This is a genomic window from Nitrosomonas sp. PY1 (assembly GCF_022836435.1).
Taxonomy (GTDB): Bacteria; Pseudomonadota; Gammaproteobacteria; order Burkholderiales; family Nitrosomonadaceae; genus Nitrosomonas.
Map to the genome: position 1 here is coordinate 899,814 of NZ_BQXC01000001.1, position 13,424 is coordinate 913,237.

Sequence of the window (13,424 nt, forward strand, 5' to 3'; positions counted from 1 at the left end):
GTTTTGTTATGCAATTAAAGCATTTCCTGCAGTTCAAAGATTTTTCTCGTGAAGAGTATGAATATTTATTTAATCGTACTCGCTGGATAAAACAAGAATTTAAGCAATATCGTCAATATTGGCCGCTCATTGATCGAACTTTAGCTATGATTTTTGATAAGCAGTCGACACGTACGCGTTTGTCTTTTGAAGCTGGAATGAGTCAATTAGGTGGGGCTGTGATTTATTTGTCTACCCGCGATACGCAGCTCGGGCGCGGTGAGCCGGTAGAAGATTCGGCGCGCGTCATTTCACGAATGATCGATATCATCATGATACGTACCTATGAACACAGTACCATTCAATGTTTTGCCGAACATTCGAGGGTTCCTGTGATTAATGGGTTGACGGATAAGTATCACCCGTGCCAAATTCTAAGCGATATATTTACCTATGTAGAGCATCGCGGCAGCATTGAAGGTAAAACCGTGGCTTGGATAGGCGATCCCAATAATATGTGTAATACCTGGTTACAAGCCGCAGAGATTTTTGATTTTAAGGTACACGTATCGGCGCCTCCTGGTTACACCATTGATCCGGTGCAAATCGGCTTGAATGATCAATCGCATTATGAGGAATTTGAGGATCCCAACGAAGCTGTAGCAGGTGTCGACTTGGTAACGACTGATGTGTGGACGAGTATGGGTTTTGAGTCGGAGACTGAGCAAAGAAAAAGTGACTTTGCGAATTTTTGTGTGGATACAGAAATGATGTCTTTAGCCAAAGAAAATGCGTTATTTATGCATTGTTTGCCGGCGCATCGCGGAGAGGAAGTGAGCGCTGAAGTATTGGAAGGGGCGCAATCTGTAGTGTGGGACGAGGCGGAAAATCGATTGCATACACAAAAAGCATTAATGGAATACTTACTATTAGGTGATTTAAGTAATTAAGTATTCTCGAATAAATAATAAATTCTATATCAAACAATAAATGTAGCTACATGGATCATGAAAAAAATTCATAAAGTGGTTTTGGCTTTTTCTGGAGGATTGGATACTTCGGTAATTCTGAAGTGGTTGCAAGATACTTATCAATGTGAGGTGGTGACTTTTACCGCAGACATTGGACAAGGAGAAGAGGTCGAGCCGGCGCGTGTCAAGGCTAAACAGCTTGGAGTAAAAGAGATTTATATTGACAACTTGCGCGAAGAATTTGTGCGTGATTTCGTTTTTCCAATGTTTCGCGCTAATGCAGTTTATGAAGGCGAGTATTTATTGGGTACGAGCATAGCGCGGCCACTGATCGCTAAAAGGCAGATTGAGATAGCGAGTGCTACGGGAGCTGATGCGGTTTCGCATGGTGCAACAGGGAAAGGCAACGATCAAGTTCGCTTTGAATTGGGCTATTATGCATTGCAGCCGAATATACATGTAATTGCACCCTGGCGTGAATGGGATTTAACATCACGGGAAAAATTACTGGAATATGCCGAAAAGAATGGCATTCCGGTTGAAATGAAGAAAAAAATAGGCTCGCCTTACAGCATGGATGCCAATCTTTTGCATATCTCTTATGAGGGTAGAATTTTGGAGGATCCGGCGGTCGAGCCAGAGGAATCGATGTGGCGCTGGAGTGTATCGCCCGAACAAGCGCCGGACCAGCCAGAGTATTTAGATATAGAATTTAAACAAGGTGATGTTGTTGCATTGAATGGGAGTACATTATCGCCGGCGAACGTATTGCAGCAACTGAATCAGTTGGGGGGTAAGCATGGGATCGGACGGCTGGATTTGGTAGAGAATCGCTATGTTGGGATGAAATCAAGAGGATGTTATGAAACGCCGGGTGGGACGATTTTGTTGCGCGCGCATCGTGCTATAGAGTCTGTGACCCTAGATAGGGAGGTTGCGCATTTGAAAGACGATTTGATGCCACGATATGCTGCATTGATCTATAACGGCTATTGGTGGAGTCCGGAGCGCAGAATGATGCAATCTATGATTGATGCTACACAAAAAAGTGTCAATGGATGGGTTAGGCTCAAGCTGTACAAGGGAAATGTTATAGTGGTCGGCAGAGACTCAAAAAATGACTCGCTGTTTGATCCTAATATAGCGACCTTCGAAGATGATGCGGGTGCTTATAATCAGGAAGATGCGGCTGGTTTTATAAAACTTAATGCACTCAGGTTGCGAATTGCGGCTAATCTGGCCAAGAGAAAATGAATAAAAAAGTTATCGAATTTCAAGTAAAAATCTATGCCCTCATTTGATATTGTGTCGGAAGTAGATAAACAAGAAGTTAGAAATGCTGTCGATCAAGTCAATAAAGAAGTAGGAACTCGCTTTGATTTTAAGGGTTCCGATGCAAGAGTGGAGTGTGTAGATAGTCAGTTAATATTGTATGCAGACGATGAGTTTAAGTTGGAGCAAATTCTTGATATTTTAAGGACAAAGCTCACTAAGAGAGGTATCGATGTGCGTTGTTTGGATGCGCAGTCAGTCGAAAAAATTGGCGGCAACAAAGTAAAAAAGATCATTGTGGTTAAAACAGGCCTTGATTCAGATTTGTCGAAAAAAATTGTGAAAGCAATAAAAGATAGTAAATTGAAAGTTCAGGCGAGCATACAAAGCGATACTGTCCGTGTGACAGGGAGTAAAAAGGATTTGTTACAGGAAGCGATACAATTGGTTAAGAAAATAGTTCATGATTTTCCGCTCCAATTTCAGAATTTTAGAGAATAAGCGCGAATTAAGTGTTACAATACAAAGCTTGATTGAGATGCTAAAGGATAAGGAATTATTGGCATCTCCTGAGAAGATCTTTTGTGTTTTTTGTCTTGTCTTGACAGAGAGTAATAAACCCCATAGAATCCGCACTCTTTTTGGTTGTGTCTGTTTTTCTGGTTGTTTTGATGAGTGGATTTCAATTAACTCCCATAGTTGAAGATATGGTTGTGTTGCATATTCAGATAGGTTAAGCAAGTGTCTTGAGGAATAAAATGAATTCCTTAAGCTTTTTTAGGATGTAGAAATAGAAATGCCTACAATTAGTCAATTAGTTAGAAAGCCACGTAAGGCTAAACGGGTTAAAAGTAATGTACCTGCGCTAGGGAATAGTCCACAAAAGAGGGGGGTTTGTACGAGGGTGTATACAACTACACCTAAAAAGCCTAACTCCGCTTTGCGGAAAGTTGCGCGTGTGAGACTAACGAATGGATTCGAGGTTTCAAGTTACATTGGCGGTGAAGGACATAATCTTCAAGAGCATTCCGTGGTGTTGATTAGAGGAGGGCGCGTAAGAGATTTGCCTGGGGTGAGGTATCATACAGTTAGGGGTAGTCTAGATACGGCAGGGGTAAAAGATCGCAAGCAAGGTCGCTCAAAATATGGATCTAAAAGGCCGAAAAGCGCTTAATGACGGTTGGGTCAAAAACAATCGGATGTGCAAGATAAGTGGTGAGTTAAAAAAGTATAGGGTTGATTAAATATAATGCCAAGACGTAGAGAAGTGCCAAAGCGGGAGATACTGCCTGATCCTAAGTATCATAATGTTGAATTAGCTAAGTTTGTAAATGTGCTTATGACTCGAGGGAAAAAATCTGTGGCGGAGAGCATTATTTATAAAGCGCTAAGCCAGATAGAGAAAAAGATGGGAGCGGATCCTGTGGTTATATTTACGCAAGCTTTGACCAATGTTAGGCCAATAGTGGAAGTTAAAAGCCGTAGAGTTGGTGGCGCTAACTACCAAGTTCCGGTCGAGGTGCGTTCGGTCAGAAGGAATGCTTTGGCAATGCGATGGTTGCGAGATGCGGCCAGAAAAAGAAATGAGAAATCAATGGATGCTAGGCTGGCGGGTGAGCTATCTGAAGCCGCAGAGGGGCGTGGGGGTGCGGTAAAAAAGCGTGAAGAAGTTCATAGAATGGCGGAATCAAATAAAGCATTTTCTCATTTTAGATTTTAGTTTCCGGCTAATTTGTTCTAATTATTAAAGTAATAAACAGTAGGGTATACGATCGTGGCAAGAAAAACACCGATAGAGCGTTACAGAAATATTGGAATTATGGCGCATATAGATGCCGGTAAAACTACTACTACGGAACGAGTACTGTTTTATACTGGAGTGTCTCATAAACTCGGAGAGGTTCATGATGGCGCTGCCACGATGGATTGGATGGAGCAAGAGCAAGAAAGAGGGATTACAATCACGTCTGCTGCCACAACCTGTTTCTGGAAAGGAATGGCAAGTAATTATCCAGAGCACCGAATAAACATTATTGATACTCCTGGGCACGTTGATTTCACTATTGAGGTGGAGCGTTCTTTAAGGGTTCTTGATGGTGCTTGTACTGTTTTTTGTGCGGTAGGAGGGGTTCAGCCGCAAACAGAAACTGTGTGGCGTCAAGCCAATAAATATATGGTTCCAAGGTTGGCGTTTGTTAACAAAATGGATCGTTCGGGCGCTAATTTTATGCGAGTGCACGAACAGATTAAATCTCGATTGAAGGCGACTCCTGTTCCGATTCAGTTACCTATAGGGGCGGAAGATAAATTTGAGGGAGTTGTTGATTTAATAAAAATGAAAGCAATTTATTGGGATGATGAAAGTCGCGGGATGAAATTTGAGGAGCGCGATATTCCGTCCGGGTTGCTAGAAGACGCAAAGATTTGGCGAGAGAAGGTTTTGGAAACCGCGGCAGAAGCAGATGAAGAGCTTATGAATAAATATCTTGAAAGCGGTGATCTAGAAATTGCTGAAATCAAGAAGGGATTGCGGATTCGTACTATCAATAATGAGATAGTGCCTATGCTTTGTGGGACTGCCTTTAAGAATAAGGGGGTTCAGGCAATGCTGGATGCAGTCATTGATTATATGCCTTCTCCAACAGACATTCTGGCAATACAAGGTGAAAATGAAAATGGAGAGACTGATAAGAGGATAGCAAATGATAGCGAGCCCTTTTCTGCTTTGGCTTTTAAAATTGCAACTGATCCCTATGTTGGGCAACTAATATTTTTTAGAGTTTATTCCGGCGTGGTTACATCAGGAGATACTGTTTATAACCCGATAAAAGGCAAAAAAGAAAGAATTGGACGTTTGTTGCAAATGCATGCAAATCAGCGCGAAGAAATTAAAGAGGTTCGTGCGGGCGATATTGCGGCAGCGGTAGGGTTGAAAGAGGTGATAACTGGTGACACCATTTGTGATCCACAAAAAGTTATTACTTTGGAGCGTATGGATTTTCCGGAGCCAGTTATTCATGTTGCGGTTGAGCCGAAAACTAAAGTGGATCAAGAGAAGATGGGGATAGCGCTTAATAGACTCGCGCAAGAAGATCCGTCGTTTAGAGTGAGAACGGATGAAGAGTCCGGTCAAACTATTATTTCTGGTATGGGAGAGTTGCATTTAGAGATTATAGTTGATCGAATGAAGAGAGAATTTTCTGTTGAGGCTAATGTTGGTGCTCCGCAAGTTGCTTATCGTGAAGCTATTAAAAAGTCTGTGGAAATAGAAGGAAAATTTGTAAAACAGTCCGGTGGACGGGGTCAGTATGGTCACGTTTGGCTCAAAATGGAGCCTAATGAAGCCGGTAAAGGTTTTGAATTCATTGATGAGATTAAGGGTGGTGTGGTTCCAAGGGAATTTATACCCGCTGTGGAAAAAGGATTGCTTGAGACGCTTCCCAGTGGGGTGCTGGCCGGTTATCCGGTAGTAGATGTAAGGGTAACATTATTTGATGGATCTTATCATGATGTCGACTCTAATGAGAATGCATTTAAAATGGCTGCATCTATTGCTTTTAAAGATGGAATGCGAAAAGCAAGTCCTGTTTTATTAGAGCCTATGATGGCGGTTGAGGTTGAGACCCCCGAGGATTTTATGGGAAATGTTGTTGGTGACTTGTCATCTAGACGCGGAATCATTCAGGGAATGGAAGATGTCCCGGGGTTGAAAGTGGTTCGAGCAGAAGTGCCGTTGGCAGAGATGTTTGGTTATTCAACAGTATTAAGATCTGCTACGCAAGGTAGAGCTACTTACACTATGGAATTTAAGCATTATTCCGAAGCGCCAAAAAATGTGGCGGATGCGATTATAAATAAGAAATAAATAGTTTTATAAATAAAAAAGTATAAAGGACATCATGGCGAAGAGTAAATTTGAGCGGTCGAAGCCACACGTAAATGTAGGGACGATAGGTCATGTGGATCATGGTAAGACGACGCTGACGGCGGCGATTACGACGATATTGACGAAGAAATTTGGTGGGGAAGCGAAGAGTTATGCGCAAATTGATTCGGCGCCTGAAGAGCGTGCACGGGGTATAACGATTAACACGGCACATGTGGAATATGAGACAGAGAAGCGTCATTATGCGCATGTGGATTGTCCGGGTCATGCGGACTATGTGAAGAATATGATTACAGGTGCTGCGCAGATGGATGGGGCGATTTTAGTGGTATCTGCAGCAGATGGTCCGATGCCGCAAACGCGTGAGCATATATTGTTGGCGCGTCAAGTAGGTGTTCCGTACATCATTGTATTCATGAATAAAGCGGACATGGTCGACGATGCTGAGTTGATTGAATTGGTAGAGATGGAAATTCGCGAGTTACTGTCGAAATATGAATTTCCTGGAGATGATACTCCGATTATTGTAGGGTCAGCGCTAAAGGCATTGGAAGGGGATTCTGGTGATATAGGTGAAGGTGCGATCTTAAAGCTTGCTGATGCATTGGATAGTTACATACCGCAACCGGAGCGCGCAATTGATGGTGCGTTTATTATGCCGGTAGAGGATGTTTTTTCGATATCTGGTCGTGGGACTGTGGTTACTGGTCGAGTGGAAAGGGGCATAATCAAAGTTGGGGAAGAGATTGAGATTGTAGGTATTAAGCCGACGCTAAAGACGGTATGCACGGGTGTCGAGATGTTTAGGAAATTGCTGGACCAAGGTCAAGCTGGTGACAATGTGGGCATACTGTTACGCGGTACGAAGCGAGAAGAGGTGGAGCGGGGTCAGGTGTTGGCGAAGCCTGGTAGTATATCGCCGCATACCAAGTTTACAGCAGAGATATATGTGTTGAGTAAAGAAGAGGGCGGTAGGCATACACCATTTTTTCCGGGTTATCGTCCACAATTTTATTTTAGGACGACTGATGTGACAGGTGCGATTGAGTTACCTGCTGGTACGGAGATGGTGATGCCAGGAGATAATGTATCGGTAACAGTCAATTTGATTGCGCCGATTGCGATGGAAGAAGGCTTACGTTTTGCGATAAGAGAAGGCGGAAGAACCGTTGGCGCCGGTGTCGTCGCAAAAATTATTGAGTAATATCAGAGTAATTTCGTTGTTAACAAATAATTTTAACTTGACATCGAATGCTTAATACATTGATCGAATTGGAGTATCTAATTAGTATATGCAAAATCAGAAAATAAGAATTCGGCTCAAAGCTTTCGATTATCGACTTATTGATAAATCAGCATTGGAGATTGTCGAAACAGCAAAAAGAACAGGTGCAGTAGTTAAAGGACCTGTTCCGTTACCCACTCGAATAGAGCGTTTTGATGTGTTACGTTCCCCGCATGTTAATAAAACTTCGCGCGATCAATTTGAGATTAGAACACATTTAAGATTAATGGACATTATTGATCCTACGGATAAAACCGTTGATGCTTTGATGAAATTAGATCTTCCAGCAGGCGTGGATGTTGAAATTAAATTGTAGAAGCTATTAAATCTTAATGAGATCTCTAAAGATTAGAAAGTCGACAATACGCTACTAAAAATTGAAAAAAGGCAAGGAAATGAGTTTAGGATTGATTGGACAAAAAATTGGAATGACGCGTATTTTTTCAGAGGCTGGTAGTAGTTTACCCGTGACGGTCGTTGATGTTTCTAATAATCGCGTGGTTCAGATCCGAAATAAAAAAAATGATGGATACAATGCTGTTCAACTGGCTTTCGGAGAAAACAAGTCCAATCGATCGAGTAAACCGGTCCAAGGGCATTATGCGAAAGCTGGTGTCGAAATAGGTTGTGTTTTGAGGGAGTTTAAGATAGCTACTGAAGAAGAATTGAGTTCTTTTGTGGTAGGTAAATTAATAACCAGCGATATATTTAATGTTGGTCAGCAAGTTGATGTAACGGGAATTACCATAGGTAAGGGATATGCAGGTGTAATAAAGCGTCATCATTTTTCTTCCAATCGGGCGAGCCACGGGAACTCTAAAGCGCATAACAAACCAGGATCAATTGGAATGGCACAAGATCCTGGGCGTGTTTTTCCTGGAAAACGTATGTCTGGACATTTGGGTAATGTGAGAAGGACTATACAAAATCTTGAGATATTGAAGATAGATAACGCAAGAAGCTTATTATTGATTAAAGGAGCGATACCTGGGCATAAGGGGGGGCGTGTCTTGATAAAGCCCAGTATAAAGAAAGTTAGTGTAGTTTAGAATCGATGTTAATGAATGATAAGAAGTAGCGATAAGGTATATAAATAATGGAACTTAGGCTTCTCAGCAAAGAGAATCAATCGACAAATATAGTCGTATCTGATGCTCTATTCAATAAAGATTATAATGAAGGACTTGTTCATCAGTTAGTGACTTCTTATTTATCTAATGCTCGATTAGGCACAAGAGCTCAAAAGGGAAGATCTGATATTGCGAAATCAACTAAAAAGCCTTGGAGACAAAAGGGAACGGGTAGAGCGCGGGCTGGAATGGCTTCAAGTCCTCTTTGGCGTGGAGGTGGGAAAGTATTTCCAAATAATCCAAATGAGAATTTTAAGAAAAAAATCAATAAGAAAATGTATAAAGCTGGCATGTGTGTTATTTTATCCCAACTTGTACGAGATGAAAGATTGTTAGTTGTTGATGATTTCATAGTTGAGACGCATAAAACTAAAGAAATGGTTGAGAAACTTAAAAGTAATGGATTAAGTAATGCGCTCATTGTTACGCATGAGCTGGATGATAATTTGTTTTTTTCGGCGAGGAATATTCCAAATGTTTGGGTTGCTGAACCGAGTTATGTTGATCCGGTTAGCTTATTAAAATTTGAGAAAACTGTTGTTACTCTCGAAGGAATAAGAAAATTTGAGGAGATACTTTCATGAAGAATGATTACTTAGAAAATGAAAGATTGCTAAAAATAATACTAGCTCCTCACGTCTCAGAAAAATCTACTTTTTTGGGTGAGAAACATAACCAGACAATATTTCGCGTAATGACCGATGCGAATAAGCACGAAATTAAAGCCGCAGTCGAATTGTTGTGGAAAGATCAAAAAATTGAAGTAGAAAAAGTGGCAACAATAAATGTAAAAGGTAAGCATAAAAGGTTCGGTCGTTTTATGGGGAAAAGAAAAGATTGGAAAAAAGCTGTAGTCAGTATAAAGAGTGATCAGGATTTGAATTTTACTAATTTTGCAAATATAGAGATTAAGTAATATGGCATTAGTCAAATTAAGACCAACATCGCCTGGTCGTAGATCGGTAATAAAAGTTGTTAATGAAGAACTTTATAAAGGTCGATCTTATAAAGGATTAACTGAGAAACAATCTAAAACTGCTGGACGTAACAATCACGGAAGAATAACAACAAGACATCGTGGTGGCGGTCATAAGCAGCATTATAGAATAATAGATTTTAAAAGAAATAAAATTGGAATTTCGGCGATTGTTGAGCGCAAAGAATATGACCCTAATAGAACAGCCGCTATTGCTTTGGTTTGTTATAAAGACGGCGAGAGAAAGTATATTATATTGCCCAAAGGATTAAATGTTGGTGATCAAATAGTAAGTGGCGATCACGCAGAAATTAAGCCAGGAAATGCATTGCCTTTACGTAATATACCGCTCGGTACTGTTATACACTGTGTTGAGCTTCAACCGGGCAAAGGTGCGCAATTGGCTCGATCAGCTGGAACGTCGGTGCAGTTACAAGCAAGAGAAGGTAGTTATGCACAATTAAAATTGCGTTCTGGTGAGATACGAAAGGTTCACGTTAATTGTTTTGCTACTGTTGGTGAAGTTGGAAATGCTGAACATAATCTGCGATCTATTGGTAAAGCTGGTGCGATAAGATGGCGAGGAATTAGACCTACGGTTAGGGGAGTTGCAATGAATCCAATAGATCATCCACACGGTGGTGGTGAGGGTAGAACTTCTGCTGGCAGACATCCAGTGAGTCCTTGGGGAACACCGGCTAAAGGTTATAGAACCCGGAAAAATAAAAGAACTGAGATTATGGTAATTCGACACAGATATTCGAAAAAAGGATAATTATTAAATGCCTCGTTCAGTAAAAAAAGGTCCTTATGTTGATGCGCACTTAATTAATAAAATTAGAAAAGCGCAAGAAAACAATGATAAACGCCCTATAAAAACATGGTCACGACGCTCTACGATTTTGCCAGATTTTATTGGACTTACGGTATCAGTGCATAATGGAAGACAGCATATTCCAATTTTCGTTACAGAAAATATGGTAGGTCATAAATTTGGAGAATTTTCGTTAACACGTACATTTAAGGGACATGCTGGCGATAAAAAGGCTACAGCTAAGTAAACGAGGGCAACGATGGAAACAACAGCAAGTTTAAAAGGTATTCGTTTGTCAGCCCAGAAAGGACGATTGGTAGCTGATCAAATACGGGGGCTTCCGGTAGAGAAAGCCGTAAATATTTTAAAGTTTAGTTCCAAAAAAGGTGCTGTAATTATTAAAAAGCTTTTAGAGTCTGCCATTGCAAATGCTGAACATAATGATGGTGCAGATATAGATGAATTAAAAGTTTTTAAGATTTTGGTGGATCGAGGAACATTATTAAAGCGAACTAGCGCTCGCGCAAAGGGGCGTGGCAATAGAATCACTAAACCAACTTGTCATATCGAATTGACAGTAAGCGATGATAGAGGCATTAGTCGTACTAAGAAAGGTGTTAACTGATGGGACAAAAAATTAATCCAATTGGATTTAGATTATCAGTTCAAAAAAATTGGTTATCGAAATGGTATGCTAATAGTAAAGATTTCTCTACTATGCTCAATGAAGATATAAAAGTAAGAGCCTATTTAAGTAAGAAGCTTAGAAATGCATCAGTAGGAAAGATTTTAATTGAAAGACCATCCAAAAATGCACGAATCACAATTTTTACATCTCGTCCAGGTATTGTGATCGGTAAAAAAGGTGAAGATATTGAATTGCTAAGAGCGGAATTACAAAAAAGAATGGGAATTCCAGTTCATGTCAACATTGAAGAGATAAGAAAGCCTGAACTTGATGCACAGCTTATCGCTGATAATATAGCGCAACAATTAGAAAAGAGAATTATGTTTCGTCGCGCCATGAAGCGAGCGATGCAAAATGCCATGAGACTCGGTGCACAGGGTATAAAAATTATGAGTTCAGGGCGATTGAATGGAATTGAAATTGCTCGTACGGAATGGTATCGCGAAGGTCGGGTTCCTCTGCATACATTAAGGGCAGATCTGGAATACGGTACATCAGAAGCGCATACGACATATGGAATTATTGGAATTAAAGTTTGGATATTTAAGGGAGAAATCCTAGGTAAAGGTGAAGTTCACACAAACAGTCCTTCTCCATTAGATAGCGAAAAGAAGAAGAATTTTAAAAGACCGCTATCGCATACTTATAGCAAACAGTATTTAGACGATGGAAGAGATTCTGGTGCTTCTATTATTGAAAATAATGAAAATGGGATTAATAGCGTCTCAAAAAAACAATTAAATTCTGGGGATAAGAATGCTTCAACCAGCTAGAACTAAATTTCGCAAGCAACAGAAGGGTAGAAACACTGGTGTGGCGACGCGCGGAGCAAAAGTGAGCTTTGGAGAATTTGGTCTCAAAGCAATAGAGAGGGGGCGAATAACTGCTAGACAAATAGAAGCAGCCCGTCGTGCTATGACTCGATATATAAAAAGAGGAGGAAGGATTTGGATTAGAATTTTTCCTGATAAGCCAATATCGACTAAGCCTGCTGAAGTTAGAATGGGTAATGGTAAGGGAAACCCAGAATATTACGTTGCCGAAATAAAACCTGGAAAAATGTTATATGAGATGGATGGTGTAAATGAGGATTTGGCCAGAGAAGCTTTTAGGCTAGCTGCGGCTAAACTGCCCATTAAGACTACTTTTATGATAAGACAAATTGGCGGATAAATTTAATCATGAAAGCGATTGAATTAAGAGATAAAGAAATACACGACTTGAATACAGAGTTGCATTCATTGTTAAGAGCATATTTTGTGTTACGGATGCAATTGGCAACGCAACAGTTAACAAATAATGCAAAAATAAAATTGATCAAAAAAGATATTGCAAGAGTTAAAACTGTAATTACACAGAAAATGAAAAATCATGACAATTGAGAAGCTTCACCGAACATTAAATGGCAAGGTTACAAGTGATAAAATGTCTAAGACTGTAACTGTTTTGGTTGAAAGGAAATTAAAGCATCCTCTTTATGGAAAATATATTGTACGTTCAAAAAAATACCATGCGCATGTTGAAGAGAATGGCCTGTATGGAATTGGCGATAGTGTCACTATTGAGGAATGTAAACCCATATCTAAAACTAAAGCATGGAAGGTAGTCGGTATATTGAACAAGACTATAGCGAATAATTGATTTTAACTTCGACTATTATTTTACATATTTCCTTAATTAAGAAGTAAAGAGTAGCTATATGATTCAAATGCAAACAATATTAAAAGTTGCTGATAATACGGGAGCAAAATCTATTATGTGCATAAAGGTTCTTGGAGGCTCAAAGAAACAGTATGCTGAAATAGGTGATGTTATAAAAGTCAGTGTGAAAGATGCTGCCCCTCGTGGTCGAGTCAAGAAGGGGGAGGTTTATAATGCAGTAATTGTTAGAACGGCCAAAGGTGTAAGGCGTGTAGATGGATCTTTATTGAAGTTCGATGATAATGCAGCTGTTTTGCTTAATAATAAACTAGAGCCTATCGGCACTCGTATTTTTGGTCCAGTAACTAGAGAACTAAGGAATGCGCGTTTTATGAAAATAGTTTCATTAGCTCCTGAGGTTTTGTAATTATAGACAATAAAGATTATGAAAAAATTGAGAAAAGGTGATGATGTAATTGTAATTTCCGGTAAAGATAAAGGGAAAAGAGGGGCGATTATTAAGATAACTAGTGATGATCGTGCTATTGTACAGGGAATTAATTTGGTAAAAAAACACCAGAAACCCAATCCATCCACTGGTGCATCAGGTGGGATTATTGATAAAGAAATGCCTATTCATATTTCAAACATTGCTATTTATAACTTAACGACGAAAAAACAAGATCGCGTAAGTTTCAAAATTAATGATGAAAATGAAAAAATTAGAATATTTAAATCTTCTGGTGATGTGATTCATTCGCAGCATAAGAACTAAACCGAAA

Annotated in this window: 20 protein-coding genes; all 20 read left to right on the forward strand. The window is 40.0% G+C overall.

What is annotated here, in order from left to right; all coding sequences use genetic code 11:
- Positions 1-8: 8 nt before the first annotated feature.
- Complete coding sequence (gene argF, locus W03_RS04055; protein WP_244071633.1) at positions 9-929, forward strand: ornithine carbamoyltransferase; 921 nt, start codon at positions 9-11, stop codon at positions 927-929.
- 57 nt (positions 930-986) lie between these two features.
- Positions 987-2,204 carry an argininosuccinate synthase gene (locus W03_RS04060; protein ID WP_244071635.1) on the forward strand — a complete coding sequence of 406 codons (1,218 nt, stop codon included), beginning with the start codon at positions 987-989 and terminating at the stop codon, positions 2,202-2,204.
- 33 nt (positions 2,205-2,237) lie between these two features.
- Positions 2,238-2,723, forward strand: a complete 486-nt coding sequence (locus W03_RS04065) for a YajQ family cyclic di-GMP-binding protein (protein WP_244071638.1) — start codon at positions 2,238-2,240, stop codon at positions 2,721-2,723.
- A 295-nt stretch (positions 2,724-3,018) separates the two neighbouring features.
- Positions 3,019-3,396 carry a 30S ribosomal protein S12 gene (gene rpsL / locus W03_RS04070; RefSeq protein ID WP_244071640.1) on the forward strand — a complete coding sequence of 126 codons (378 nt, stop codon included), beginning with the start codon at positions 3,019-3,021 and terminating at the stop codon, positions 3,394-3,396.
- Between the two features lie 75 nt (positions 3,397-3,471).
- A complete protein-coding gene (rpsG, locus tag W03_RS04075) occupies positions 3,472-3,942 on the forward strand; it encodes a 30S ribosomal protein S7 (RefSeq protein WP_244071642.1) in 471 nt (156 codons plus the stop codon).
- 54 nt (positions 3,943-3,996) lie between these two features.
- Positions 3,997-6,087 carry an elongation factor G gene (gene fusA / locus W03_RS04080; RefSeq protein WP_244071644.1) on the forward strand — a complete coding sequence of 697 codons (2,091 nt, stop codon included), beginning with the start codon at positions 3,997-3,999 and terminating at the stop codon, positions 6,085-6,087.
- A gap of 34 nt (positions 6,088-6,121) precedes the next feature.
- Positions 6,122-7,312 (forward strand): elongation factor Tu, encoded by a 1,191-nt coding sequence (gene tuf / locus W03_RS04085; RefSeq protein WP_244071646.1) that lies wholly within the window; start codon positions 6,122-6,124, stop codon positions 7,310-7,312.
- An 88-nt stretch (positions 7,313-7,400) separates the two neighbouring features.
- Positions 7,401-7,709 carry a 30S ribosomal protein S10 gene (rpsJ, locus tag W03_RS04090; RefSeq protein ID WP_013966801.1) on the forward strand — a complete coding sequence of 103 codons (309 nt, stop codon included), beginning with the start codon at positions 7,401-7,403 and terminating at the stop codon, positions 7,707-7,709.
- Between the two features lie 79 nt (positions 7,710-7,788).
- Positions 7,789-8,442 (forward strand): 50S ribosomal protein L3, encoded by a 654-nt coding sequence (gene rplC / locus W03_RS04095; protein ID WP_244071648.1) that lies wholly within the window; start codon positions 7,789-7,791, stop codon positions 8,440-8,442.
- Between the two features lie 47 nt (positions 8,443-8,489).
- A complete protein-coding gene (gene rplD, locus W03_RS04100) occupies positions 8,490-9,107 on the forward strand; it encodes a 50S ribosomal protein L4 (RefSeq protein WP_244071651.1) in 618 nt (205 codons plus the stop codon).
- Positions 9,104-9,439 carry a 50S ribosomal protein L23 gene (gene rplW / locus W03_RS04105; RefSeq protein ID WP_244071654.1) on the forward strand — a complete coding sequence of 112 codons (336 nt, stop codon included), beginning with the start codon at positions 9,104-9,106 and terminating at the stop codon, positions 9,437-9,439. The genes rplD and rplW overlap by 4 nt, the downstream gene beginning before the upstream one ends.
- A 1-nt stretch (position 9,440) precedes the next feature.
- A complete protein-coding gene (gene rplB / locus W03_RS04110) occupies positions 9,441-10,274 on the forward strand; it encodes a 50S ribosomal protein L2 (protein ID WP_244071656.1) in 834 nt (277 codons plus the stop codon).
- A gap of 7 nt (positions 10,275-10,281) precedes the next feature.
- The gene (gene rpsS / locus W03_RS04115) at positions 10,282-10,560 is read left to right on the forward strand and encodes a 30S ribosomal protein S19 (RefSeq protein ID WP_244071658.1); all 279 of its coding nucleotides are present in this window, start codon (positions 10,282-10,284) and stop codon (positions 10,558-10,560) included.
- 12 nt (positions 10,561-10,572) lie between these two features.
- Positions 10,573-10,938 carry a 50S ribosomal protein L22 gene (gene rplV, locus W03_RS04120; RefSeq protein WP_244071660.1) on the forward strand — a complete coding sequence of 122 codons (366 nt, stop codon included), beginning with the start codon at positions 10,573-10,575 and terminating at the stop codon, positions 10,936-10,938.
- A complete protein-coding gene (gene rpsC / locus W03_RS04125; RefSeq protein WP_244071662.1) occupies positions 10,938-11,774 on the forward strand; it encodes a 30S ribosomal protein S3 in 837 nt (278 codons plus the stop codon). The genes rplV and rpsC overlap by 1 nt, the downstream gene beginning before the upstream one ends.
- Complete coding sequence (gene rplP, locus W03_RS04130; RefSeq protein WP_244071664.1) at positions 11,758-12,174, forward strand: 50S ribosomal protein L16; 417 nt, start codon at positions 11,758-11,760, stop codon at positions 12,172-12,174. Before rpsC ends, rplP begins: the two co-directional genes overlap by 17 nt.
- An 8-nt stretch (positions 12,175-12,182) precedes the next feature.
- Complete coding sequence (gene rpmC / locus W03_RS04135; protein WP_244071666.1) at positions 12,183-12,383, forward strand: 50S ribosomal protein L29; 201 nt, start codon at positions 12,183-12,185, stop codon at positions 12,381-12,383.
- The gene (gene rpsQ, locus W03_RS04140) at positions 12,373-12,642 is read left to right on the forward strand and encodes a 30S ribosomal protein S17 (RefSeq protein ID WP_244071668.1); all 270 of its coding nucleotides are present in this window, start codon (positions 12,373-12,375) and stop codon (positions 12,640-12,642) included. The genes rpmC and rpsQ overlap by 11 nt, the downstream gene beginning before the upstream one ends.
- Before the next feature lie 58 nt (positions 12,643-12,700).
- Positions 12,701-13,069, forward strand: coding sequence for a 50S ribosomal protein L14 (gene rplN / locus W03_RS04145; RefSeq protein ID WP_244071670.1), 369 nt, complete (start codon positions 12,701-12,703; stop codon positions 13,067-13,069).
- A gap of 18 nt (positions 13,070-13,087) precedes the next feature.
- Positions 13,088-13,417: a 50S ribosomal protein L24 gene (rplX, locus tag W03_RS04150; protein WP_244071672.1), complete on the forward strand. Its 330-nt coding sequence runs from the start codon at positions 13,088-13,090 to the stop codon at positions 13,415-13,417.
- The last annotated feature ends 7 nt before the right edge of the window (positions 13,418-13,424 follow it).